The organism is Pseudomonas sp. ef1, assembly GCF_007293365.2.
GTDB lineage: Bacteria > Pseudomonadota > Gammaproteobacteria > Pseudomonadales > Pseudomonadaceae > Aquipseudomonas > Aquipseudomonas siliginis.
Genome location: NZ_CM129815.1, coordinates 3,474,420 through 3,499,271, shown reverse-complemented (window position 1 = coordinate 3,499,271; position 24,852 = coordinate 3,474,420). Strand labels below are relative to the sequence as shown.

General features: G+C 59.0%; 23 protein-coding genes. 15 read left to right on the top strand and 8 right to left on the bottom strand.

Features of this window, described 5'->3' with window-relative positions:
* Window positions 1-3: 3 nt before the first annotated feature.
* A complete protein-coding gene (locus FEE99_RS15915) occupies window positions 4-2,253 on the bottom strand; it encodes a DEAD/DEAH box helicase family protein (protein WP_041480479.1) in 2,250 nt (749 codons plus the stop codon).
* Window positions 2,254-2,526: 273 nt separating this feature from the next.
* The gene (locus FEE99_RS15910) at window positions 2,527-3,459 is read right to left on the bottom strand and encodes a LysR family transcriptional regulator (RefSeq protein WP_041480633.1); all 933 of its coding nucleotides are present in this window, start codon (window positions 3,457-3,459) and stop codon (window positions 2,527-2,529) included.
* 145 nt (window positions 3,460-3,604) lie between these two features.
* On the opposite strand from FEE99_RS15910, the gene FEE99_RS15905 reads away from it, so the two are divergent.
* The 3 genes from FEE99_RS15905 (at window position 3,605) to FEE99_RS15895 (ending at window position 7,088) form a co-directional block, all read left to right on the top strand.
* Window positions 3,605-4,651, top strand: coding sequence for an SDR family oxidoreductase (locus tag FEE99_RS15905; RefSeq protein ID WP_041480481.1), 1,047 nt, complete (start codon window positions 3,605-3,607; stop codon window positions 4,649-4,651).
* 58 nt (window positions 4,652-4,709) lie between these two features.
* Complete coding sequence (locus FEE99_RS15900; RefSeq protein ID WP_041480482.1) at window positions 4,710-6,020, top strand: NTP/NDP exchange transporter; 1,311 nt, start codon at window positions 4,710-4,712, stop codon at window positions 6,018-6,020.
* Between the two features lie 165 nt (window positions 6,021-6,185).
* On the top strand, window positions 6,186-7,088 hold the full coding sequence (locus FEE99_RS15895) for a bestrophin family protein (protein ID WP_041480483.1): 903 nt from the start codon (window positions 6,186-6,188) through the stop codon (window positions 7,086-7,088).
* A 43-nt stretch (window positions 7,089-7,131) separates the two neighbouring features.
* On the opposite strand, the gene FEE99_RS15890 is transcribed toward FEE99_RS15895, so the two are convergent.
* On the bottom strand, window positions 7,132-7,431 hold the full coding sequence (locus FEE99_RS15890) for a hypothetical protein (protein ID WP_041480484.1): 300 nt from the start codon (window positions 7,429-7,431) through the stop codon (window positions 7,132-7,134).
* A 104-nt stretch (window positions 7,432-7,535) separates the two neighbouring features.
* Here FEE99_RS15890 and FEE99_RS15885 point away from each other — a divergent pair, with 104 nt between their 5' ends.
* Window positions 7,536-8,150 (top strand): transferase, encoded by a 615-nt coding sequence (locus tag FEE99_RS15885; protein WP_041480486.1) that lies wholly within the window; start codon window positions 7,536-7,538, stop codon window positions 8,148-8,150.
* Between the two features lie 108 nt (window positions 8,151-8,258).
* On the opposite strand, the gene FEE99_RS15880 is transcribed toward FEE99_RS15885, so the two are convergent.
* The gene (locus FEE99_RS15880; RefSeq protein ID WP_041480487.1) at window positions 8,259-8,657 is read right to left on the bottom strand and encodes a hypothetical protein; all 399 of its coding nucleotides are present in this window, start codon (window positions 8,655-8,657) and stop codon (window positions 8,259-8,261) included.
* Window positions 8,658-9,014: 357 nt separating this feature from the next.
* Here FEE99_RS15880 and FEE99_RS15875 point away from each other — a divergent pair, with 357 nt between their 5' ends.
* Together FEE99_RS15875 and FEE99_RS15870 are read left to right on the top strand one after the other, a co-directional pair.
* Window positions 9,015-9,998, top strand: coding sequence for a helix-turn-helix transcriptional regulator (locus tag FEE99_RS15875; RefSeq protein WP_041480488.1), 984 nt, complete (start codon window positions 9,015-9,017; stop codon window positions 9,996-9,998).
* A 168-nt stretch (window positions 9,999-10,166) separates the two neighbouring features.
* Window positions 10,167-11,294 carry a mechanosensitive ion channel family protein gene (locus tag FEE99_RS15870; RefSeq protein ID WP_041480489.1) on the top strand — a complete coding sequence of 376 codons (1,128 nt, stop codon included), beginning with the start codon at window positions 10,167-10,169 and terminating at the stop codon, window positions 11,292-11,294.
* A gap of 36 nt (window positions 11,295-11,330) precedes the next feature.
* Here the strand turns inward: FEE99_RS15870 and FEE99_RS15865 are convergent, their stop codons facing one another.
* The gene (locus tag FEE99_RS15865) at window positions 11,331-13,250 is read right to left on the bottom strand and encodes a tyrosine-protein phosphatase (RefSeq protein ID WP_041480490.1); all 1,920 of its coding nucleotides are present in this window, start codon (window positions 13,248-13,250) and stop codon (window positions 11,331-11,333) included.
* Between the two features lie 338 nt (window positions 13,251-13,588).
* Between FEE99_RS15865 and FEE99_RS15860 the strand changes: the two genes are divergently transcribed.
* The 3 genes from FEE99_RS15860 to FEE99_RS15850 all read left to right on the top strand — a co-directional run bounded on the left by FEE99_RS15860 (window position 13,589) and on the right by FEE99_RS15850 (window position 16,553).
* Complete coding sequence (locus tag FEE99_RS15860; protein ID WP_041480492.1) at window positions 13,589-15,127, top strand: class I SAM-dependent methyltransferase; 1,539 nt, start codon at window positions 13,589-13,591, stop codon at window positions 15,125-15,127.
* A 280-nt stretch (window positions 15,128-15,407) separates the two neighbouring features.
* The gene (locus FEE99_RS15855; RefSeq protein ID WP_041480494.1) at window positions 15,408-16,289 is read left to right on the top strand and encodes a manganese catalase family protein; all 882 of its coding nucleotides are present in this window, start codon (window positions 15,408-15,410) and stop codon (window positions 16,287-16,289) included.
* A gap of 51 nt (window positions 16,290-16,340) precedes the next feature.
* Window positions 16,341-16,553, top strand: coding sequence for a hypothetical protein (locus FEE99_RS15850; protein ID WP_041480496.1), 213 nt, complete (start codon window positions 16,341-16,343; stop codon window positions 16,551-16,553).
* Between the two features lie 73 nt (window positions 16,554-16,626).
* On the opposite strand, the gene FEE99_RS15845 is transcribed toward FEE99_RS15850, so the two are convergent.
* Complete coding sequence (locus FEE99_RS15845; protein WP_041480498.1) at window positions 16,627-17,058, bottom strand: DNA methylase; 432 nt, start codon at window positions 17,056-17,058, stop codon at window positions 16,627-16,629.
* 160 nt (window positions 17,059-17,218) lie between these two features.
* Between FEE99_RS15845 and FEE99_RS15840 the strand changes: the two genes are divergently transcribed.
* Entirely contained in the window at window positions 17,219-18,790 is a 1,572-nt protein-coding gene (locus FEE99_RS15840) for a sensor domain-containing diguanylate cyclase (RefSeq protein ID WP_041480499.1), read from the top strand.
* A 10-nt stretch (window positions 18,791-18,800) separates the two neighbouring features.
* On the opposite strand, the gene FEE99_RS15835 is transcribed toward FEE99_RS15840, so the two are convergent.
* Window positions 18,801-19,895, bottom strand: coding sequence for a GNAT family N-acetyltransferase/peptidase C39 family protein (locus FEE99_RS15835; protein WP_041480501.1), 1,095 nt, complete (start codon window positions 19,893-19,895; stop codon window positions 18,801-18,803).
* Between the two features lie 94 nt (window positions 19,896-19,989).
* Between FEE99_RS15835 and FEE99_RS15830 the strand changes: the two genes are divergently transcribed.
* Together FEE99_RS15830 and FEE99_RS15825 are read left to right on the top strand one after the other, a co-directional pair.
* Window positions 19,990-21,570 carry a RimK family protein gene (locus FEE99_RS15830; RefSeq protein ID WP_041480503.1) on the top strand — a complete coding sequence of 527 codons (1,581 nt, stop codon included), beginning with the start codon at window positions 19,990-19,992 and terminating at the stop codon, window positions 21,568-21,570.
* A 3-nt stretch (window positions 21,571-21,573) separates the two neighbouring features.
* Window positions 21,574-22,485, top strand: coding sequence for a magnesium transporter CorA family protein (locus FEE99_RS15825; RefSeq protein WP_041480505.1), 912 nt, complete (start codon window positions 21,574-21,576; stop codon window positions 22,483-22,485).
* 42 nt (window positions 22,486-22,527) lie between these two features.
* On the opposite strand, the gene FEE99_RS15820 is transcribed toward FEE99_RS15825, so the two are convergent.
* Window positions 22,528-22,764, bottom strand: a complete 237-nt coding sequence (locus tag FEE99_RS15820; RefSeq protein WP_016774354.1) for a hypothetical protein — start codon at window positions 22,762-22,764, stop codon at window positions 22,528-22,530.
* Window positions 22,765-22,927: 163 nt separating this feature from the next.
* Here FEE99_RS15820 and tspO point away from each other — a divergent pair, with 163 nt between their 5' ends.
* The 3 genes from tspO (at window position 22,928) to FEE99_RS15805 (ending at window position 24,825) form a co-directional block, all read left to right on the top strand.
* Window positions 22,928-23,371 (top strand): tryptophan-rich sensory protein TspO, encoded by a 444-nt coding sequence (tspO, locus tag FEE99_RS15815; RefSeq protein ID WP_041480509.1) that lies wholly within the window; start codon window positions 22,928-22,930, stop codon window positions 23,369-23,371.
* A complete protein-coding gene (locus FEE99_RS15810) occupies window positions 23,368-24,351 on the top strand; it encodes an alpha/beta hydrolase (protein WP_041480511.1) in 984 nt (327 codons plus the stop codon). Before tspO ends, FEE99_RS15810 begins: the two co-directional genes overlap by 4 nt.
* Before the next feature lie 222 nt (window positions 24,352-24,573).
* Window positions 24,574-24,825 (top strand): DUF2790 domain-containing protein, encoded by a 252-nt coding sequence (locus FEE99_RS15805; protein ID WP_016774351.1) that lies wholly within the window; start codon window positions 24,574-24,576, stop codon window positions 24,823-24,825.
* The last annotated feature ends 27 nt before the right edge of the window (window positions 24,826-24,852 follow it).

Here is a 24,852-nt window from a genome sequence, read left to right as displayed (position 1 = left end):
CTACTAGCCTCTCAACCGCACCAAAAACACGGATGTGGAACGGAATACGGCGGTTATCTGGTCGAGCTGCTCTTTTGGCAGTGTCAACAGATCCGCGCGGCTGCTGACTACACCGCGATACTTTGCGAGGAGTTCGAGCTTAGCTTGATCCTCAGTTATCAAAGGTGATGGGGCAGCCTGTACGACCGGTTCGGCCTGCGCTGTAATTACCTCCGATTCAGCAGCCCCTAGCCGGCCATAAGAAATGGTGTCCCGCAACTGTGTCGGTGTTAACCCGGCGATCAAACGCGCTATTTCTGCTGTAGTGAACCACGGCAGCGTCTTGTATTGGAACTCCAACGACAACGCCTTGGGGCTAGGTGCGACCCCGTGCTTGTCCTTATAGATCCTGTAGGAATGAGAGACTTCGCTGCTGATGGCTGCGGTATCAATGTCCCAGCCGAACGCGGCATGAAGATAACCTTGATAGGAGTCAAAGTGCGTGGCTACCTGGTCCACAGAGACGTCTTCCAGACTACTTTCCAGCGCTTCAATTGATGGTACGGTACCGGTGACGTTCTGATGGCGCCTCAGCTGATCGATCATTTCCTCACGGCTATTAAGTCGATACCTCAGGCGCTCGATAAGTTCCAGCACACGAGCAGCCGACTGGCTGTAAGTTACTTCGATAGTGTCATCGTGCAGATCGTGTTGATCATCGTGAACCTCATCCAGATCGCCCTCAGTCAGCTTTTTTCTTGGTTTGCTGCGCATAACAGCCTTGACCAATTGTTGAACATCCTTGATGCGATCCAGAGATCCCACAAAGTCGAGCACATGAACACAATCTTTGTTGTTCGTTTTGCGTAAGCCACGACCCAGCTGTTGCAGCCATACGGTTTTCGAACCCGTATAGCGCATGAACACGAGCAGATTGGTTTCAGGGATATCGATCCCCTCATTGAATAGGTCGCACACCAAGATGTACTTGAGATCGCCTTCGCGAAACTGCCGAATGTTTTCCCGCCGCTCACCATCCTGCATCCGTGAATGCACACTAGTAGCGGTGCCAGGGTGGAAGAAGCCGAGTAGGTGTCGCAGATGTCGGATGTTTCGACAGAAAACGATTCCCTTTACGTTACTTAACTTCTTCTGCTCGACCGTAGCCTCGATCAGGCGGACGACTTCTTGATCCTTCTTATGCAGGAACAGGCGTTTATCCAGATCTGAAATCGACAGGCCACTTTCCAGTTGGTCAATACGATCTTGGTCAATGTCGTCGAGCAAAACCAAGTACTTGGGAAACGCCAGTTTCTTGTGCTGCAGTCCCCAAACCAGGTCATAACGGCCTATATGGCTGTCCGCGCCGCCGAAGAAGCCGCTAACGCTTTTGTTATCGGTGCGCCAAGGCGTAGCGGTAAGACCAATAAGTAGACGAGGTTGGAAGTGCTCCACAACGCTCGAATATGTCCTGGCGGGGGTGTGGTGCGCTTCGTCAACGATTACATAATCGAAGCTACCGGACGACAGTTCGGCGAGTTGACCATACAGCGTGTCAAAGCTGGCAAAGACTAAGTCAGTATTCTCCGGTCGAGATCCAGCGAAGCAAGCAGAAAAGCTGTAGCTCCCCAAACCCAGCACGTTCTTGAAGGCAGTCACCGACTGCAAAAGGATCTCAATCTGGTGAGCGATAAATAGGACACGCTGCCCCTCTCCTGCGCGCTCGAGTAACTGTTTTATCAACAACGCAACGGTGTAGGTTTTACCCAGTCCGGTTGCCATCTCAATCAGCAGTTTTCGTTTGCCTGCGTCGAATTGCTCCAACGCCTGTTGAATGACCTCAACCTGATATTCACGTGGCTTGATCCTTCGGCCGATCTCAGAGCCGCGAACCACAAACAAGTTCTTCAATGCGTCCCGATCAATCAGTTCAACGCCTAGGCGTAAGGCGCGTATTTTGACTTCTGAGGTGAAGTATGAGTTGGTGACTAAGATCATCTGCTTCACGTCTGCGAGCCGAGCCCCGGTGACCAATTGGTTTAGGGCGCTGACGTCCACCGTGCTGTCCCGCTTGCGTTGTTTGACCTCTACTGCAAACTTACGTCCTTCACGGTAGGCAAAGATGTCAACCCCACCATCACCATAGCGATATTCGCTGCCAGTCTCTGTGACCACTGCATCCTGCCAGCCCGATGCAAGCAGCAGGTCCTTCACAAAGTGTTCAAAATCTTCATGGCTCAGGTCATCCACAAGCCTGAAATCTGGAATTTGCATCGCTTCCCCTAGCTATCCATATCATTACGTAATGCGTGCATTGCCCTAGGCGGTTCGAGCTGATTATTAAGCCACTCACGCAAAGGGAACAGATTTATTTCTCCACTGCCATTAACTACGTGTTTGGACAGTAACCGACACTGCGTGGACTGTCCCCGCTCCGGAAGACATCTTCGTCCTATACTGTGTGAGTTTTGCTTGGCGCCAGGGGCCGCTTTTGGCCGATTGCTACCCGTCGCCATCGACGCCCTGCTGGCAGACCATACATTGACCTCACGAAACAGCGCCGAAAACACCTAAACTCTCCGCAATCCGCCCTTCCCCCCGCAAAAAACCCACAAACGCCCTCAGCGGCGAAGGCATGTGACGGCGGCCGTGGTAGTAAAGAAACGGGCCGTCGAAGGCCTGCCACCAGTCCTCGAGAATCGGCACCAGTCGACCATCGGAGAGTGGCTCGCGTAGAAAATCCTCGAAGGTATAGACGATGCCCAGTCCGTTGATGGCCGAGCGAACTTTCAGATCGTGCGACGACGTCAGCAGTTGCCCCTGAGGCGGGATACGCACGATACGGCCGTCTCGATGGAACTCGAATACGCCGACTTTGCCACTCTCGAAGCGATGGCCAAGCAGGTCATGGCCCGGCAGTTCTTCGGGGTGATTGGGTGTCCCTCGTTCAGCCAGATAGCCCGGGGCGGCAGCTGCAACAAAGCGCTGGCGACGCGGGCCGATAGGCACGGCGATCATGTCCTTGGCCAGGCTCTCTTCATAGCGCACGCCGGCGTCATACCCGCCAGCGTTGACGTCGACAAAGGTGTTGTCCATGACGACTTCGACACTGATCCCTGGATAAAGGCGCAGAAAACGCGCCAGCAGGTCGGGCAACAGAAAGCGTGCCACCGGCACCGGCACATTGAGTTTGAGCGTGCCGACCGGGCGCTGAGCATCGTCGTCCAGATCGTTGAAAGCGGCGTCGATTTCCTGCAAGGCCGGACGCAGGCGCTCGAGCAATCGCTCGCCGGCTGCCGTCGGCGTGACGCTGCGCGTGGTTCGATTGAGCAGGCGCACGCCCAGATCGCTTTCCAGCCGGCGCATGCAGTCGCTCAACGACGAGGCGGACAGCCCGCGCTTTTGCGCGGCAGCACGAAATCCCCCCGCCTCGACCACCGCAGCAAATATCGACACATCGGTAAGGTTTGGTTTACGCATGAATGCTTCCTCCGCAGGCGCCTGACTGTACGCCATACCGTACGGGCCATCCACCAATGCCCGACTTATCCTCGGGCATTCGTACACCGATACTGCTCACTCGCCCCGCCAACCGGGAACCTGTCACGCGAATGAGAATCCCCCGATGAGCCATTCACCCGCTACGCCGAGCAATACCGCGACCCAACGCCTTCTCAAGGCCGCCCGAATGCTGTTCGCCATTTCCGCGATGGCCGGCACACTGGCTGCGCAGGCGACTTCCCGAACGGAGCCGAAGCCGGACTGGTCAACCCACGACATGCCCAGCCAGAAAGGCCGCATCGTGCTGGTGACCGGGGGCACCAGCGGCATGGGCTATGAAGACGCGCTGGCCCTGACCCGAGCCGGTGCCGAGGTGATCATCGCCGCACGCAACGCCGAGCGCGGCCGCGAAGCGATCACGAAGATCAAGCAAGCCGTGCCCGAGGCGCGCGTGCAATTCGAAACGCTGGACCTTGCCAATCTGCAATCGGTGCGCGACCTCGCCAACCGTCTGCAAGGGCGCCTGCCGAGGCTCGACGTGCTGATCAACAATGCCGCGATCATGTCGCCGCCTGTTCGAGGCGTTTCCGCTGATGGCTACGAGATGCAATTGGCGACCAATTACCTGGGGCATTTCGCCTTGACCGGCCTGCTGATGCCGCTGCTACGCAAAAGCGACGATGGTCGGGTGGTCAGCCTGTCGAGCATCGCCGCCGGGCGCGCAAGCCTGAACTTCGATGACCTGCAGGCTGAGCGCGCTTACGACCCTTTCGCCAGCTACAGCCAATCGAAACTGGCGGTTCTGAAGTGGAGTATCGAGCTTCAGCAGCGCAGCGATGCCGCCGGTTGGGGAATACGCAGCATCGCCGCTCACCCCGGCGTTGCCGTGACCGAACTGATCGCCCGGGGGCCTGGCCTGGACAGTCAATTCGGCAAACAATGGGCTGTAGAGCGGGACCTGTATCATTCCGCAGCGCAGGGCGCGCTGCCCACCTTATATGCGGCGACGGCGCTGGAGGCTGTCGGCGGTGCCTACTACGGGCCTACCGGTGATAACGAGAAGCGCGGGCCGCTGGGCTTCGCCAAGATGCCGCCGGCCGCTGCCGATCGCTCGAATTCGGCCACACTGTGGCAACTCTCCGAGCGACTGACCGGCGTCACCTACCGCTGAGCCCGCTGGCACGGGCAGGCCCCGTGCCATTGCCTCGACACTCCTACAGGAGCGCAACATGGATACGTCTCTTCTCGCCCACCGCGCCGGCGCCATCATCAATGCCGAGGCTCACGAGCTGCGCCCTGCGCTCAATGGCTTTCTGCTGTTCGTTTGCCTGTTCGCCGGCTATTTCATGCTCCGTCCGATCCGCGAATCGATGGGCATCACTGCCGGCGTCGAGAACTTGCAGTGGCTGTTCACCGCGACCTTCCTGGTCATGCTGGCGGCCGTGCCGCTGTTCGCCTGGCTCAGCGCACGCGTGCCGCGCCTGCATTTCGTGGACTGGGTGTACGGATTCTTCTGCACCAATCTGCTGTTGTTCGCCGCCTTGTTCCTGGGCGAGGAAAGCCCGTGGCTGGCGCGCGTGTTTTACGTGTGGATATCGGTCTACAACCTGTTTGTCGTATCGGTCGCCTGGAGCCTGATGGCCGATGTATTCGACAGTGCCCAGGCCAAACGCCTGTTCGCGTTCATCGCGGCGGGCGCCAGCGTCGGCGGCCTGAGCGGCCCTGCGCTGAGCGCCTTGCTGATCGGTCCGCTGGGCGAGTCCGGCCTGATGCTGCTGGCCGCTGTTCTGCTGGCCGCTGCGATGTGGTTCAAGCGCCAGTTGATGCGCTGGCGTGAACGGGGTGGCGCAGGACGCCCCGATGCCGCGCCGAGCGAAAGCCCCCGCAGTCCGTTGCCGGGCAATCCGTTCAGCGGTATGACGGCCGTTTTGAAATCACCCTATCTGCTCGGCATCTGCGGCTTTGTGGTGCTGCTGGCGACAGTCTCCACCTTCCTTTACTTCGAGCAGGCACGTGTCGTCGCCGAACACTTCCCGGACCGCGAGGCGCAGGTGCGCGTGTTCGGCATCATCGACTTTGTCGTGCAGGCGGGCGCCCTGCTCTGTCAGCTGTTTATCACTGGGCGCCTCGCCCAAAAGCTCGGCGTCGGCGTGCTGTTGGCCATGGTGCCGCTGGTGATGTGCGCGGGGTTTATCGGGCTGATCTTCGCGCCCAGCTTTGGCCTGATCGCCGCGCTGATGATCGTGCGCCGCATCGGTGAGTACGCCTTCGTGCGCCCAGGCCGAGAGATGCTGTTTGCCCCGCTCGATGCCGAAAGCAAGTACAAGGCGAAGAACTTCATCGACACAGTGGTCTACCGCGCCGGCGATGCCATCAGTGCCTGGGCGAAAAGCGCGCTGGACGCCCTCAGCCAAGGTGCAGGCATGGCGGCATTGGTCGGCGCGTTGTGTGCACTGCTGTGGGGTCTGCTGGGATGGCGACTCGGCGAACGGGCGGACCGCCGAGCCAGTGTGGCGGGAGCGCGGCAAAACCCAGCGTAGCGCGGTCGAATCGAGAGACGAGGATTTTTCTCGAAAGCATTCGCCATGCACAGGGCCAGACTTTACAGACTGACTGACGGCTGACCGCTCCACCAGGGAACTGCCGGTGCCATCCATCGTCCGAGCTTAAGCGTTTAAGCAAACAGCTCGCCACGAGGTTTCCGTTTGAAAGCTGCCATCGTCAAAAAATACCGTCTGATCATCAAGACCCTGGGTTACGTGGGCTGGTCTTTGTTCTGGTTGCTGCTCTGGGACATCGCCGTCACCGTCGACTTCATGCTGTTCCTCAACGCCAAACTGAACCTGCCGTTGATGCCGCTGACCTTGCTCGGTTCGGCGTTGATCGTGTTGATCAGTTTTCGCAACAGCAGCGCTTACAACCGCTGGTGGGAAGCACGGACGCTGTGGGGGTCGATGATCAACAATTCCCGCAGCTTCGCCCGGCAGGTGCTGACGCTGCTGGACGACGCTGGTGGCGAGGTGAACCCGGTCAAATCCACGCTGTTGCGCCGCCATGTTGCTTATGTGAATTGTCTTGCCGCGCACCTGCAAGGTCAGCCGTGTCCCGAAGAGGTACGGGCGTTTATTCCCGCCGAAGAATTCGCCCGCAGCGGCACAACCAATAACTTTGCCAACGATATCCTCACCGGCTCGGCGACTTTGCTCGCTCGCGAATACAAGGCCGGGCATCTGGACAGTATTCGCCTGGCGCGGCTTGAGTCGACCCTGGTGGATCTGTCCAACAGTCAGGGCGGGATGGAGCGAATCGCCAATACCCCGCTGCCCTACCCTTATGTGTATTTCCCACGGCTGTTCATTTCGCTGTTCTGCCTGATCGTCCCGATAGGACTGGTGGAATCCCTCGGCTGGTTCACGCCGCTGGCGTCGACCGTGGTCGGGTTCATGCTGCTGGCCATCGAGCGCATCGGCACCGATCTGCAAAGCCCGTTTCGCCACAGCGAACACCAGATTCAGATGGAAGCGCTGTGCGAAACCATCGAAAAGAACTTGCAATCGATGCAGCGTGATTCGTTGGGGGATGTGCGCAGGGTTGAAGAGCACGCTTGAGGCGCTGCTTTAGCAGCAGCGCTTTACATCAGCTGCAGAGCGGCTATTGACGAGTGTCCGCCTCCTCGGCCGGATAAAACTCGCCCTGCTTGCCCATTTCTTCCAGTCGTTCGCGCGCTATCGCCTCAACCCGGGCCACTGCGTCTCGATCGTCAGGGTCAACCAACTGCAAGCACAGGCGGCGAACATTTTGGTCATGGGTGCCCTCGCTGAGCATTTCGTGGGTGAAGACTTGCTCTCCACGCCACAGGCATAACTGGGTATGAGTCCCGCCGAGCCATATCTCGTTGATTGATTCAAGATCAGTGGTTGCCAGTTGATCCACGGTGATTGTCTTATCCATTGCGCCGTACCTTGAAAATGCTTGTACAGGTACGACTGGCAGGCGTAGCGAGTCGTTCAAGTCGTCGACAGTCCACCCACGCCTCACTTATTCGGAAGATTCTTATGAAATCGCCAAAAATCGAAGATTACATCGCTCAATGGCCATTACTGGGCGTGGACTCCTCTGCCCCTTGGGCGGTGGTTCAGGATTGCGAGAGCCGGATTCTGGAATTGCTTGAAACGCTCGGCCCGGGATACCGGCGCCACAACAATTGTGCGATTCATGAAACCGCCATCGTTGAGCAAGGCGCCGTTCTCAAAGGCGCAATCATCATCGGCGAAGGCTGCTTCGTCGCGGCGGGGGTTTATCTACGGGGAGGTGTATACCTCGGCAAAAACTGCATCGTTGGCCCCAGCTGTGAGCTGAAAAGTACCTTCATGCTCGATGGCAGCAAGCTTGCCCACTTCAACTTCGTCGGCGACTCATTGATTGGCGAAGCGGTAAATATTGAAGCCGGTGCGATCATCGCCAACTACCGTAACGAACTGGACGGAGCCGATATCAAGATCCGCCACGAAAATCAGGTGATCGAAACAGGCGTCAGCAAGTTTGGAGCGCTGGTGGGTGACGGCTGCAAGATTGGCGCAAACGCTGTGATTGCTCCTGGCGCTTTGTTGCGGCCCGATACGCGTGTTCCTCGCTTGGGGTTGATTGATCAGTTTGCTTACGATCAATAGCAATCAGCCAAAATGCACAGGCGTGCACGACACAGCGAGTCGAAGCAGCAAAGTCTTCTTTTAGCAACACGCAGCAATCAGGCCTTGGACGCCCATATAGTCTCTTGTTTAATTAACGGTAAATTTGTTGTTGGTTTTATTCGTCGTACTGTCAACAAACCAAATCGCGCCCCCGCCTGTTAAAACCCTGCTGCATTCCTTGCCGTATTTTTGATAGGCAACGCAGATCACATCCCCCGTAATCACCCAACTTCCTGACTGCATGGACTCGCTGGAGATCTGAATCTGTGCAGTTCCGTCAGCGCTTAATACTTGAGAGAAAGGATAACCAGTGGACGTTACGCTGGAATATTTTCGGCCTATGACCGTAGTTTTTATTTCGCTGCCCGTTAGCTGCTTTGCGGTCGCCGGCGCGTCCGCATGGGCGTCGAGCGCAGCTTGATTACCGGACGAAGCGCAGCCAATCATAAATAGAATGGCAACCGCACAAAAAAGGAGCTTTTTCATAACTATCACCTTTTCGCTTATTGAAGCGCTATAGAAGTACCGGACTTATATTAGACACGGAACGGATCGACAATATATTCGATTACTATAAAGCCAATAGCACTCCCACCTATCCATCCCCAAACTGTAAAGCAATCGGACACAATTCGATTTAGTTCGGTAGCGTCGCCGCCATTCAATTTTGCAAACTCACACCATTCAACTTAACCATGTAGTGCTGGCGCCGAATTGGCGATTCATCAGAAGTGACCGCTGAAGTCGAAAGCAAACGATACTCCAAAGCCTTGTCACCAGACAGTCACGCCAATTCACTAATCTTCCCATCCCTCCCGTCGCCCCAAGAGCCCGCATTCCAAAATGCCGCCCATCGCAACTGCATCCCCAACCCGGCAAAAAATCATCCTGCGCTCCGACAACCTCAGCTCTTCCGACTTCGGCGCCCTGTTCTCCAGGCTCTTCGGCAACCGCTACGCCGATACTCCGCCGCCGCCCTCCAACATCATCATCGGCGGGGTCTACGGGCGGCACGACGGGGTGAGTTTTCGGCGTATGCATTACCACGGCGATTTCAGCGTCACCCTCCCCGATCCGCAGAACGAAATCACTTTCGTCATTCCCACCGCCGGCAAGATCGTCTTCAACCACGCCACCGAGTCCATCGGCATGGCGCATGTCGGTCTGGCGATCGACAAGGCGGATATCAGTTCGATGCGTTTTGTTGACGATCACGCGCATCACGGCATTTCGATCAATCGTCTGCAGCTCACCGAGCGGTTGTCGGCGCTGTTGGAGAAACCGATCGTGCAGAAGATCGTGTTTGAGCCAAGCGTGGATCTGAATGCCCCGGCATTTCAGGGCCTCAAGGCGTTGATTGATCTGGCCACGGGCACTGAGTTCGATGCCTTGATCAACAGTGGCACGCTGATGCCGTCGCGCTTACGCGAGATGTTGATCGATGCGGTGCTGGAGGCGTGGCCGCACAATTTCACCGAGGCATTACGGCGGCCGGCACCGTGTGTGGCGCCGCGACATGTGAAGGTGGCGATGGAGTTTATTCAGGCGCATCCGCAGCAGTTGGTCAGTGGCGTGGACCTGGCGCGGTTGAGCCATGTCAGCCAGCGCGCCTTGCAGGAAGGTTTTCGGCGTTTTGTCGGGATGTCGATCGTCGCGTATCAGCGGCAGGTGCGTTTGCAGCGCGCCTATGAGGCGTTGGTGCGCGGGCATGCAGGCTCTGTGACGGAGGTGGCGTTGAGCTTTGGCTTCAGTAATGTCGGGCGCTTTTGTCAGTATTTTCAAAGCGCTTACGGCGTAAGCCCAGCGGAGCTGAAGGCCAGGCGTTGACCATTCGGTCCGGCGAAACCTGCATTTGATTGAACAGCAGGAATCTCAGGACGACTAACCCCAGACAGGTCGCTTGACGGCATAGCCGATTCAGGCGGCGTTTACCTGGCTGCGGCCGGCGCTGCGCTTCTGCGCCAGCGTCGTCGCAGGCTTCGCAAGGGGGTTTCAATGACTGAGGATTTCATCGGCTTTTTCACGACGCACACACTTCTGGGAATTTCACTGGCGAACTGGGTCTTGGCGTTGCTCGCCGCAACGCTCAGTTATCTGCTGACCACCACGGCGATCCGCTTCGTTTTCCGCAAGGTGCAGGCGCGGGCCACTGCCGGCAATGGGCATCTGACCTACATGGCCAGCGAAGTGCTGGCGGCGACCAGCACCACGTTGCTGTTGTTGGCATCGATCTTGGTCGGTATCGGTTTGCTGGATTTGCCGGAGCGCTGGCTCGGGCGGGTCAGCAGTTTGTGGTTCGTGGTGGCGGCGTTGCAGGTCGGCCTGTGGACCAACCGCGCACTGGCGCTGGGGCTGCATCGCTATTTTTCGCGGCATAACGCGACCGGCTCCTTTCAAGCGAGCGCCCTGGCGACCCTGAGCCTGTGGGGCGTCAAGGTATTGCTGTGGGCGGTGATTCTGCTGGCGATGCTGTCGAACCTGGGCGTCAACATCACTGCATTCGTCGCCAGCCTGGGTGTCGGCGGTATCGCGGTGGCGCTGGCGGTGCAGAACATTCTCGGCGACGTGTTCGCCTCGCTGTCGATTGCCGTCGACAAGCCGTTTGAGGTGGGCGATTTCATCGTCGTCGGCACGCTGGCCGGTACGGTCGAGCACGTCGGCCTGAAGACCACGCGCATCCGCAGTCTCGGCGGTGAGCAGATTGTCATGGCCAACGCCGACATGATCGGCAGCACCATTCAGAACTACAAACGCTTGCAGGAGCGTCGAGTGGTGTTCGAGTTTCGTCTGACTTACGAGTGCACCAGCGAACAGATCCGCCAGATCACTCAACGCGTTGAAAGCATCATCAAGAACGAAAAACAGGCGCGCTTCGACCGCTGCCATTTCCGCAGTTTTGGTGAAAGCGCGCTGGAATTCGAAACGGTGTACATCGTTCTGGACGCCAGCTACAACGTCTACATGGACGTGCAGCAACGCATCAATCTGGCAATCATGGAAGCGGTGGCCGAGCTGGACGCGACGTTCGCCTTCCCGGCGCGCACCGTGCATGTCGCCTCCCTGCCCGAACCCACCGCGCCACCGGCACGCACACAGCAACCTTCGCGTGCGCAGCATGCTTGAGCGCAAGAGCCCGGCAATTTGCCGGGCTCGCTGTGTTCAAAACGCGTAACTGGCCTTGAGTCCGCCATTGAAACCATGGCTGTCACCGCCACCGTTGGCCCCGACCTCAGCGCCCACACTCAGGGCGCCGAGGTTGGCCATCAGATTAACGCCGCCGCTGAACTGGTCGCGATTGTCGAACGCCGCGCGCTGCTCGATATCCAGCCCCAGCAGGTGGCCTTCGCTGTCGACTTGCTGATCGCCGAGCGCACGTTCATAGCCCACGCGAACGCCCGGGACCAACTGCCACGCACCCATCGTCACCGGGGCGAATGACACGTCCAGATTGGCCACCGCGCTGCGGCGGGTTTGCTTGATGCCGTCGACGTCGAGCGCCAGTTCACTGCCCTTCTCTTTGAAACCTTGCAAGTCGAGATGACTGACGCGAAAGCCCAGGCTCGGTTCGACAATCACGCTGCTCAGCGGCAGGCGATAACCCAACGCCACGGTCGCGCCAGTGAGATTGCCGTGAGTGTCGCCCTTGGCAGTGCCGAGACCACCGCCAAGCTCGCGCTTGCTGTCGTAGTCGACGTATCCGGCGCTGGCGTTGGCATCGACAAACATGCCGCGCTCAAGGCTGGTGAGGCCGTAACGCGCACCGAGGTTGAGGAAGGTGAAGTCTGTATTGGCCTCGCCACCCGCGCCGCCCACGCTGCCCTTGCTGTAGCCAAAGCCGCCGCGTGCGCTGAGTTGTTCGCTGAAGCGCTGGGTGATGCCGAGCATCAGGCCCTGGCTGTGTTCGTTGCTGCTCTCGGTATGGGCCGAGCCGTCCGTGCCGAGGTAGCCGGCAAGCGCGGTACTCCAGAGGCGGTATTGGCCGATCTTCAGATCGCTGCCGCTGGCGAACGGTGCGGCGGCTTGTTCGATCATCGCGTTCTGCCGCAAGAGATAACTGGCCGCATCAGCGTGAACCTGACCGCCGACTTGAGATTCGACACCGCCCAGGCTGCCGGCGTCGATCGCCGATTGCAGGTAGTAGTTGTAGGCGCTGTAGGTGCCGGACAGCTCGCTATTCTGCAACTGCTGCAGCAGTTGAGCACCAGCGGCGGCATTGCCGATCAGCCCGGTCTGCCCCGGCAAGCTGTTGTACTCGACCAGTTTGCCGCGCAGCACGTAAATGGTTTCCTGGGACAGACCGAGGCCCTGCTTGAGGTAGTTGTCCATGCTGCCGTACTCGGCGGCGACCTGGTCGAGACCCGCCTGCAAATAACTGGCCTGCACCCCGAGCAGCGGCTCGTAGACAGCGGCCATGCTCGGCGGCAAGGCTTTCAAGGTCGCGGCAACTCGGGCGGCGGTGTAGTCGTTGGTCGCCAGGTAGTTGGCCATGATCGTCGCCTCATCAATGCCAGCGATGCTCTGCAACACCGCGGCGGTCCAGCCAGTGCGGTCCTTGCCGGCGGTGCAGTGAAACAACTGCGCGGCGTCGACACTTGCCAGCTCATTGAACAACTGGCCGAACTGCCCGCGCATGCCGGCATCGCTGACGAAGGCGCGGTTGGTTTCCTCCATCATCGCCACGGCCTCGGCGGCGCTGTGGAAGGAGATATTGGTGATGTCCGCACCAGAGGTGGTGCTGCCGATGATGTCGATATTGCGATAGGCCGCGCCCGTGATCATCGTGTCGGGCGTGGCGGCAATTTCGCTGGGCGTGCGCAAGTCGTAAATGGCTTTGATGCCAAGCCCATTGAGTGTCGCCAGATCCGCCGTCGACGGCGTCAGTGCGTTGGAACGGTAGAACACGCCGCTGCGCATAACGCCGTCGTGGGCGGTGGAGTACGCGGTGGTGATGCCGGCGATGTCGCGAAAGTTGTCGATGCCGCTCAAGCGCGGCGTGTCGAGGCTGACAGGCTCGGCCGCGTGGGCAGCGGCGATGGACAGGCTCAGAACGGACAGCGAACACAGAAGACGTTGGAACACAGTGCAGCCTCATGAAATCAGCGTTGGGCTGGTCACTATGGGCAGACGAGCGGGAGGGAATATGACAGTTTCGGCTGGCTACAAAATGCCTGCGCGAATGGGCCGTGGGGTGCGTGATCGGTCCATCAATCCTGCTTGGATGTGTTGAAGATCCCTGTGGCAGCGAGCCTGCTCATGAAAGCGGCGTGTCAGCCGATTATATTCAAACTGAAAAAAAGCTTTCGCGAGCAGGCTCGCTCCCACAGGGTTTGGGGAAGTATCCGTTTTTTCAATTTGTCGCGCGCAGCGACAACCCCTTATAAGACTGCCATCACTTTCAAGAACAAGAGACCGCCCTCATGAGCAACGCCTGGAACGAAGGTTATTTCACCGACGAAGGCTACACCTACAGCTATAGCCGGGAGATCAATCCGGTATTCCTGCGTTACTGCCTGTTGTTGCGCGGTTTTGCCACGCTGGAAAGCAACGACGGCGTGCACTGCGAACTGGGCTTCGGTCAGGGCGTGTCGATCAACATCCACGCCACCGCCAACCCGGGTTCGTTTGTCGGTACGGACTTTCACCCGGGTATGGCGGCCCATGCCATCGAACTCGCGACTGCCGCCAACAACGGCGCCCGCCTGTATGACGACAGCTTCGAACAGCTGCTGGCGCGTAATGATCTGCCGCAGTTCGACAGCATCAGCCTGCATGGCATCTGGACCTGGGTCAGCCGCGACAATCAGAAATTGATCGTCGAATTCGCCCGCCGTCACCTGAAACCGGGCGGCATGCTTTACGTCAGCTACAACTGCTTCCCCGGCTGGTCGCCGTCGGCGCCGCTGCGCAATCTGTTCAGCCTGCACGATCGTTTCGCCAATCCCTCGTCGCGCTCCGACCAGCGCATCGACGCCGCACTGCAATTTTCCGAAGCACTGCTCGCCGCCAACCCGAAATACGCCGCGGCGGCGCCGAGTCTCGGCGCGCGGCTGCAGAGCATCAAGGGTCAGGATCGTCACTACGTCGCCCACGAGTATTTCAACCGTGACTGGAATTGCATGTACTTCGCCGACATGGTCGACGCGCTGGCCCCGGCCAAACTCGACTACGCCACCACGGCAGTGCCGCTGGACTCGGTCGCCCCGCTCAACCTGAGCGCTGAAGGCATGGACTTTCTGGAAACCATCGAACATCCGATCATGCGCGAGCAAGCGCGGGACTACTTCGTCAACCAGCACTTCCGCCGCGACCTGTACGTGCGTGGCGCGACGCGCCTGTCCGCTGCCGAACGCCGCGCGAGGATGCTGCACAGCCGTTTCGTGCTGCTGCAACCCTGGGAAACCGTGGCGGGCTCGGTCAGTGGTCCCGCCGGCGAAGCGACGCTACAACCGGAGATTTACGGCCCGGTGCTCGATGCACTGGCGGCACAGAACTATGCGGCCAAATCGATGCGCCAATTGCTGTCCGAGGCTGCGCTGGCTTACGACGACCTCGAACAAGCCCTGGCCGTGCTGATCGGTATGGGCGCTGTCGCTCCGTGCCAGAGCGAGGCCGCCGAGTCGCAGGTCAGCGGTCGCTGCGCCGCGCTCAATCTGCAACTGTGCAAACGCTCGCTGTACGGCGCCAACATCCAGACCCTGGCCAGCCCGGTCACTGGCGGTGGCGTGACGGTCAGCCGCTTCCAGCAGCTGTTCCTGATCTCGATCAAGCAAGGCAAACAGCAGCCAGCCGAATGGGCGCAACTGGCGTGGAGTGTGATCAGCGAACAAGGTGAAGTGCTGGTAGACAACGGCCAGCCGCTGCTCACTGCCGAAGCCAATATCGCCGCGCTGACCGCACAGGCGCAGGTATTCGCCGAGCAGACGCTGGTGGTGCTGAGGGCGTTGAAGATAGCTTGATTGCCAACGAATCATTGTGGGAGCGAGCCTGCTCGCGAAAGCGCTGGATCAGCCGCCAAATCGGTAACTGACGTACCGCATTCGCGAGCAGGCTCGCTCCCACATTGGTCGTGGAACAGGGTCAAGCCAACCGTCCTGTTTCCGGAACTTTCCGCCCTCTGCCGTCCGTCCAGCCGGCCTGCAATAAACGAAATTTCCGCTCCACCCACTCCTCACAACTATGCATGCGCTAACGCCCACCAGGGCAAAAGCGCGATAGCCTGGTCTGAGGAAAATTTGAATGTTCATACATAACAAGCGACTTCAGTACACCGTTCGCGTGGCCGAGCCCAATCCGGGTCTGGCCAATCTGCTGTTGGAACAATTCGGGGGCGCCAATGGCGAACTGGCCGCAGCAGCGCGCTATTTCACCCAAGCCTTGGCCGAGGAAGATCCGGGGCGCAAAGACCTTCTGCTGGACATTGCCACCGAAGAATTGAGCCATCTGGAGGTAGTCGGCTCGATCATCGTAATGCTCAACAGAGGTGCCAAGGGTCAACTCGCCGAGGGCGTTCAAGAGGAAGGCGAGCTGTACCGCGCGCTGAATGGCGCCGGTAATGACTCGCACATCACCAGCCTGCTTTACGGCGCAGGCGCGCCTCTGGTCAATTCCGCTGGAGTACCGTGGACAGCGGCGTATGTGGATTCGATCACCGAGCCTACTGCCGACTTCCGTTCGAACATCGCAGCCGAAGCGCGGGCGAAAATCCTCTACGAACGCTTGATCAACATTACCGATGATCCGGGCGTGAAAGAGGCGCTTGGCTTTTTGATGACGCGGGAAATCGCCCATCAACAGTCCTTCGAAAAAGCCCTGCATTCAATCCAGCCGAACTTTCCGCAGGGCAAGCTGCCGGGGATGCCGGAGTTCACCAACAAGTACTTCAACATGTCTGGCGAGCCTAATGTGCGCGGCCCCTGGAACGAGGGCGGTGCGTGGGAGTACGTGGAAAACCCGGAGCCTGCGGTCGACGGCGGCGACGGTCTGGCGACCGTCAGCCTTCCGGCTGAAGACGAACAGGTGCTGGAAGCGATGAAGACCCGTACAGCCTCTGACCCACTCAGCGAGCCGGTGACCGGTGCTGACCTGGGCTCCGGTTATGTACAAGGCAAAGATGTCTGAACCCGTCCGGCGGCCCCGGACCGGGGTCGCCACTTGCTCAAGGAAAACCACATGAAAAGCAGCAAAGTCCTGGCACTGACCTCTGAACATTTTCAACGTTTGATGGAACAGGCATCTGCGGGTTTCGAGCTCGACTGCAAACAGGCCTGTCGAGGATTGAAAGTCAGCATGGCGGTGAATGTATTCGGCTTGGGCACCCTGCTGCCGAATAATTTCGCCGATCAAGCCACAGTCCAGCAATCGGAGGTGGCAGCCATCCATTGACCGCGAACTGGCGGGAAGACTTGCTGCTCTGTGAGCCGAGTGTTGCCACCGTCTTCACTGCAGAACCGGGCGTTCAGAAAAGTACCGCCGCCGCTTCCCTCATGAAGATCTCGACGGTCTTCGGCCCTATCCCCTCGAACTCGGACAGGCGCTTCTCCAGCGCCTTACGGTCCGCGCTCGCGGCCACGATGTTACTGACCTTACCGGCGTACTCGGCATTGAGCTTGTTGGCCAGCGCGAGTAGTCGCGACGCCGTGCTTTCGTCGTAGCGCACGTAACGCGCCTGCCCCAGCATCGACACCAGTTGACGGTGCGTACACTGCGCGAGCTTTTGCGGGGTGTCTTGGTGATGCTGCTCTACTATGACTTGATACGCCTTGGCGGCAATGGCGCCCTGAATCCTTTTGCCCATCAGAAAACTGGCCAGCAGCCATTTGAACAGGCCGGTTTCGTTGGCATTGCGCAGGTCGATGTTCAAGTCATCGGCCGTGATGATATCGCTCACAAGTCTCACCTCAAGGCGCGCTTCAATTACAGATGTTGACCCGGCACGGCTTTGAACGATCCAATCGCGACCGCCTGGCCAAGGCAGTAAATTGAATTCCAGGTGGAAAAGGATGGTCATCTTTCAAGAGATGAGAGATGACAAGCATAAGGACCCTCAAATGCTCGGTCGTAAGATGCCCAAAACCAAGGGGCATGACGCCGCAGAAACCGCTCCCATCAAAGCTGCCAGCGAGATAGCCGCTTTCCGCCTGACAGTCATCTTCATGCTGACGGTCATTCTGGCGTTTCTCGGCGTGGAGGGATGGCGAACCTGGCGTGACTATCATGCAGCCTTCTCGTCGGCGCGTGATTCGGTCACCAACCTCGCGCGGGCAACCGCGCAACATGCCGAAGACGCCATCCGCCAGGTCGATGTGTTGACCGCCGCCCTGGGCGAGCGCGTCGAAGGTGATGGCTTGCAGAACATCGACGTAGCGCGCATCCACAACCTGCTGGTCCAGCAAGCCAAGTTGATGCCGCAGTTGCATGGACTGTTTATCTACGGCCCGGACGGCAAATGGATCGTCACCGACAAGGAAATGATTCCGGACCCTGCGAACAATGCCGATCGCGACTACTTCCAGTATCACCGCGCCAACACCGATCGAAACGTGCGTATCGGTGATGTCGTCAAAAGCAAATCCACAGACGACCTGATCATTCCGATTTCCCGCCGCTTGAATAACCCGGACGGCTCCTTCGCCGGCGTGCTGCTTGGCACCATCAAAGTCAGTTACTTCGTCGACTATTACGGCGATTTCAAAATCGACGACAAGGGTGCCTTGGTGCTGGCGCTGCGCAACGGCACCATTCTCGTGCGTCGTCCTTTCATCGCTTCGGTAATCGGTCAGAGCCTCGCCGACAGTGAGGTGTTCAAGAACTACCTGCCCTTTTCCAGTCAAGGGATCGCCGAAGTCCGAGCGGTCGTCGACGGCACCCAGCGTCTGTATGGTTACCGAGCTTTAAGCACCTATCCACTGGTGGTTGAAACCGGACTTTCCCGCGAATCGATCATTGCGCCGTGGCGCTGGGACCTGATCAAAACCGGTTTCGTGTTGATGTCGGTGATTACCGCGTTCACGGTCTTCGGACTGATCGTCTTGAGACAATTGCGCCAGAGAGTGGTGATGGAAAAGGATCTGCGCCGGGCACACCAGGCCATGAAGGACATGGCGTTGACCGACAGCCTGACCGGGCTGGCCAACCGTCGGCGACTGGACACTGCCTTGATTGACGAAATTCGTCTGGCCAGGCGCCAGGGTTCGTCGATCTCACTGATCATGATCGATGTCGATCACTTCAAACTCTACAACGACAGCTATGGGCACGCGGCAGGTGATGATTGCCTGAGCGCTGTCGGACAGGCCATTGCGCAAGCAGTAAAACGGCCGGGTGATCTCGCCGTGCGCTATGGCGGCGAGGAGTTTTCCGTGTTGCTGCCCAATACCGATATTCGTGGGGCGGCGCTTGTGGCTGAGGAAATTCTCGAGGCCATTCGATCCTTGCGGATGGAGCACAGAGCCCATCCGCTGGGTCACGTCACCGCCAGTGCAGGTATTGCAGTTGGCAAGCCAGCCGAACATGAAGTGAGCCCCGCCACTCTTATCGAGTCGGCTGACAAAATGCTTTATGCCGCGAAGCAGAAAGGCAGGGATCGCTGCTGTATCGGCGAGGAAGTGCTCGGCGCCTAGCCACCCCTCCTCAACGGGAGCGCAGCATCACGGCTGCGCGAACCCGCTGGACGCCAAACACCGTCATGCGCAGAAACTCCTGGTGACTGACCGGCAAGTGCTGGCAGTCCAGGCCGCGCTTGAGTTTGCTGTGGTCGACATCAGGATCATGCAAGTAGACGAAGTCCTCGTCACACCCGGTGATGATGACCCAATGCGGCGCTTTCAAGCGGGTGAATCGGTAGCTGCTGATCAGCACCAGCGGTTTGTATCCGGCCGCCAACGCAGCGCCGATCTGCAGATAATCACCCAGAACCTGCTCGACTTGCGTGGCAGCCAGTTCCTGGGCAAACCCGTCCTCGACCAGTTTCATGATCGACTTCTTCTCCGTGCTGCGTACGCCGTGAAGAAAAAGCGAGCCCGGGTGACTGACCTCAAGGCGCACATCGAAGCCGCGCCGCCAGGCCGCCAGTGCGAGGCCCTGAGGACTGCAGCCACCGTGCCCCGCCGTCATGAAAATGGTGGTCGCCTCGCGCCATAGCTGGATTTCCTCCGCTCGGGTCATGGCACGGGTCGGATCGATGGCAGACATCGCCATCAGCAGGCACGCGGCGCCGCAAGTGAACTCGGTGGTCTGCTGGTAATACGGCACTTGGCGCGCGGGCGCTGGTGTTTCGCGCAGGATGCGTTTCTCGTAGCGCAACGCCTCGCAGTGGTCTTCGTAGTAGTCCTCGACGCTGGCAAAGCGCTGATAGCCGTTGGCTTCGTAGAGGCGAATGGCAGCGGTATTGTCAGCGCGCACCTCCAGGCGCAGCCATGCGCAGTTGCGCGCCAACGCGCAGGCCTGGGCCTCTTCCAACAGACGCTGGCCAAGCTCATGTCCGCGCCAGGCGGGGCTGACCGCAATCGAATACAGGCGTCCAAGTGAGGTGCCACGGTGAAAAAGCACCAGCGCGTAACCGCAAAGTGTTGCGCCCGAGGTGACGACAATCAGCGCAGCATTCGCTCGACTGAGCATCCAGCTGAAGTTGCGCTGGTTCAACCGGTCGAGGGTGAAACACACCCGCTCCAATTCGACCAGATCGTCGATATCGTCAGTGGATGCAAAGCGAAAATCAAAAGACATGACCGCACCGTAAAGTTTGAGTAACGAACCGGGACAGACCGAAAGGCCCGTGATTTATTGAAGCGGCGTCTTCTTCAACAGGGATTCATTACTCATGTCAGCGGTGCAAGCCAACGTGAACGAAGTATTAGACAAAACCGAGCATTCGACAATCTCCCTCAGCGAGGAACCTCCCAGTATCAAGCCCTCGGGAAGTCGATTGCTCATACTGGTCGAACGCAAGGATGACTGGGCTGATTACCTGCCCAGCGAGAGCCTGATGCTGGCTCAGGATTACCTTGAACACAGCGATGATTTTCCTCATCGCACCCAGGTCATAAACCTCTGCCGCAATTACAAATACCTCGGTCAGGGCTATTACTGCTCATTGCTGGCCGAAGCGCGCGGACACAAGGTTTTCCCCTCGGTACGCACCGTCAGCGAGCTGGCGCGCAAAGCGCTTTACGGGGTGGGGCTGAATGATCTGCAACGCACGCTGGAGCGGGCACTGGCGAACCACCCGTACGGCGAAACCGAGGCCTTCACGCTGTCGTTGTACTTCGGCAAGGCCTCGATCGAGCCGCTGCAAGAGATCGGCCGCCAGCTGTTCGAGGCGTTTCCCTGCCCTATCCTGCTGGTGGAATTCCGCCGTGGTGAGACCTGGCAGATCGCAGGCATCAAGGCCGGTGCACTGCACAAACTTCGCGATGAACAGCAGCATGTTTTCGCTGATGCACTGGATGCGTTCAATCGCAGGACATGGCGTCAGCCCGCCTCCAAACGTGTGGCCCGCTACGACCTGGCCATCCTGCATGATCCTGACGAAGCCCTGCCGCCGTCCAACCCCGAGGCATTGCAGCGTTTCATCGCTGCGGGCGAACAGCTGGGTATCGATGTCGAGCTGATCGAGAAAAAGGACTACGCGTGTCTCGCCGAATTCGACGCGCTGTTCATCCGCGAAACAACGCGGGTTGATGATCACACCTATCGGTTTGCCAAGAAGGCCGAAAGCGAAGGCCTTGTGGTGATTGACGATCCGTCGTCGATCCTGCGCTGCACCAACAAGGTTTATCTGGCCGATTTGCTGAAGCGTCGCGGGCTGGGCATGCCGGCAACGGAAATACTCTACAAGGATCGTCCGCAGGAACTCGAAAACGCAGGGCGTCGCCTCGGTTTTCCCTTGGTATTGAAAATCCCCGATGGCTGTTTTTCACGGGGTGTGATCAAGGTCGCCGATGCACAAGCGCTGGCCACGGCCGCGCAGGAGTTATTCGAACACTCGGTGTTGCTGCTGGCGCAAGAGTATTGCTACACCGAATACGACTGGCGCGTCGGCGTGCTCAATGGCGAGGCGCTGTATGCCTGCCGATACTTCATGTCCAAGGGGCATTGGCAGATTTACAACCACAAGGCGCTGCCCGGCGAGATCAACGGAATGTGCGAGGCGGTGCCGGTCGAGCAAGCCCCGCCCGCAGTCGTGCAGCTCGCCGTACAGACGGCGCGGCTGATCGGCGACGGCCTCTACGGCGTCGACCTCAAGCAGGCGGGTGATCGGGTGCTGGTGATCGAAGTGAACGACAACCCCAACCTCGATGCTGGCATCGAAGACGCGGTGCTGGGCGACGAACTGTATCGGCGCGTGCTGCAAGCGTTCACGCAAAGGCTCGAGCTCAAACACCGTGGCCAAGCGTGGTGAGCAATGATTGAAGGCTATTGCATTGATTGCGGCGCCCTGCACGGGACATCCGAAGACCAGGCGAGTGTCTGGCTGTGTGTCGCCCCGGACGCAGCCGAGCAACTGGATTTGCACAGACGCCTGGGCATCGGCGCGCAAGCGATAGAGTCGTCGCTGGACCCTGATGAAGTCGCCCGCATCGAGGTCAAGCCAGATCACCTGTTCTTGATCTGGAAGCGCCCGGAAAGCTTCGACGGGCGCGCATTCAACGTTTCGTCCTTCGGAGTGGTGCTGAGCGAAAAACGCCTGGTGGTCATTTGCGCGAGCAACTCGCTGCTTTCGGGTCTTGAGCACGATGCGCAAATGACCGGGCCGCTGGACGTGCTGATGGCGTTACTCGCAGAAAGCGTTCACCACTATCTCGGGCATTTGCGCGTGGTCAAACAGATCGCCCGGGAGATTCAACAGCAATTCACGCGGGCGATGGACAATCAGCAATTGGCGCAGATGTACAACCTGAGCGAAAGCCTCGTGTACTACGTCAATGCGATTCAAAGTAACGGTGCGGTGCTGACGCTGCTGCGCAACCACGGTCAGCGTCAGGGCTTCAGCGACGGTCAACTGGCTGCGCTGAATGATCTGATCGTGGAAAACGAACAAAGCTTCCAGCAGGCCAGAATTCACGCCAAGGTGTTCGCCAACCTCATCGAATCCCACGGCAATCTTGCCAACAACAGCATGAACCGGGCCCTGCGCAAGCTGACACTGATCAACGTCGTATTCCTTCCCTTGAACCTGATCGCCGGCATCGGTGGCATGTCGGAGTTCAGCATGATGACGTCCGGCGTCCCATGGTGGATGTCCTTTCCCGTGCTGATCGCTTGCATGGGCCTCGTGGGCGCGGGGATGGTGCTGGTATTGCGGCGCATGGCCTGAATTCAGAGCACATTCTGCTGACGCCTGCGCCGCATTCGAAGGTCAATTGGTCCGGCTGACCACCCGGATATGTGTAATCCCTACCCGCTCAGCCTGCTCGAGAATCTGCTCTGGCGTCGAATCCGCCGTGGGCATGACCAGGCTGTTTTCGGCATCGCCCAGATGCAGTTCGAGCAGATGCATCGCCGCGTCGTGCTCGGCCAGTTGCGCTTCCTTGAGTTCGAGCAGATAAGTACGAGGCTCGCCGTTGAAACGGTATTCGATGTGATAGGTGTACATGTTGTCGTCCGCGTCGGTGGGAAAAGGCAGTGTTTATCCTGACGCAGCGGTCAGCTTTTAGTTCAACCTGACTGCCAAATTGCATTTGCGAACAAACTTTTTGCGCAGCGAAGCGTCCTCTTCTTAACTCTCCATAACAGCTGATCACAGCTAAGGACTGGCAATGACCTTTTTCATCTTCCTCTTGGCCTGCGCGGCGGCGGCAACCACTGGCGTGATGTTCAAACCCGGCCCCTGGTACGAATCGCTGACCAAACCCTCTTTCACCCCGCCCAACTGGGCCTTTCCCGTAGCGTGGACGATCATCTACCTGCTGCTGGCCTGGGCCGGTTATCGCCTGAGCCTGATCCCCGGCAGCCAAACGGTGCTGGCCTTGTGGGCCGCGCAAATCGCCCTGAACACGCTGTGGACGCCGGTGTTCTTCGGCGCGCATCAGGTGCTGGCGGCGCTGGTGATTCTGGCGGTGCTGTGGGTGGTAGTCGCGGTGATGGTCGTGCTCGCACTGCAACTGGACGTGGTCACCGGGCTGATTCTGTTCCCGTACCTGGCGTGGCTGTGCGTTGCGGCGGCGCTGAACTGCTCGATCCTGATGAAGAATCGCCTGTGAGCGATTTTCCGTGGCCACAAGGCGAGCGCGAACTGGCGCAGGTTCGCGCCTTCAACAAAAAACTCGCCTGGCTGCCGCGCTTCAAGATCCGCAATCGCCTCACTCCACGGCTGATTCAGGCGTTGCTGCGAACGGGTCAGCTCGGCGGCGACGGCAAGCTGCGCCAGCATGGGCTGAGCGCCGAACGGAAGATCATCGACACGGTGCCCGTGCGCATCATCCGCCCCAAGGGCAAAACCAGAGGCGTGGTGCTGGATTTCCATGGTGGCGGTTGGGTGATCGGCAATGCGCAGATGAACGACAACTTCAACATCGCCATCGTCAACACCTGCGACGTGGCAGTGGTGTCGGTGGATTATCGGCTGGCCGTGTCGACGCCAATCGAGGGTTTGCTGGAGGACTGTCTTCGGGCCACTCGCGGCATCTTGAATGGTGCTGAATTTGCCGGGCTGCCCGTAGTCGTCGTCGGTGAATCGGCCGGCGGACATCTGGCGGCGGCCACCCTGCTCGCCCTCAAATCTTCGCCAGAACTGCTGCGACGGATCTGCGGCGCGCTGCTGTATTACGGCGTCTACGACCTGACCGGCACACCCAGCGTGCGCACCGCGCCAGCCGATACCTTGGTGCTCGACGGCCCCGGCATGGTCGAAGCGTTGCGCCTGCTCACGCCGGATATCAGCGACGAACAACGACGCCAGCCACCGCTGTCGCCGCTGTATGGTGATTTCAGCGGACTGCCGCCAGCACTGCTGTTTGCCGGCGACCTCGATCCGCTGCTGGATGACACGCGGCTCATCGCTGAGCGCTGGCAGCAAGCGGCGCCGGTGGAGATGTACGTGCTGCCAGAGTGTCCGCATGGCTTCATTCACTTCCCGACCGCCACTGCTGACCATGTGCTGGCTTACAGCAGGCAGTGGATTTCGGCACGAGTGGCAAGCTACTCAGCGAAATCCGCCGAAATCAGCCCGGCGTTTTCGTAGCTGCCGATTGCATGGCGAGCCGTAAAAAACCGAGACAAACAAAAGGCGTCCTCACCGGCGCCTTTTTTTGTTTGCGCTGAACCCTGCGCGATCGTTCACCCCATGCCGATTGTGGCTCAAACCGTAAACAGTCTTTACCCGATCCGCGCCTGTTTCCCCCGCCAGCCGCCGCATAGAGTTTGTTCCAGCAGCACACTCAACTTCAGCAAAGGAACATCCTCCATGAAAGTCTCAATGCTCGTCCTCGCACTCTTCGGCTTCAGCTCGGTGGTCATGGCTCAGGAATCGACTACCACGCCACCCGTCGAGCAATACACCTACGCCAGTCACCTCGACGTCGCCAAAATCATCTCGGAAGATCCAGTGCCGGATGTCTGCGCCGTAGTGCCGGTGCACATGACTTATCAGGATTCCCAAGGCAAACAGCACATCCTGCAATACGAGGTCATGGGCAGCGGCTGCAGCAACGGTTGATCAGGCCAATACCTCGCACACCCATTG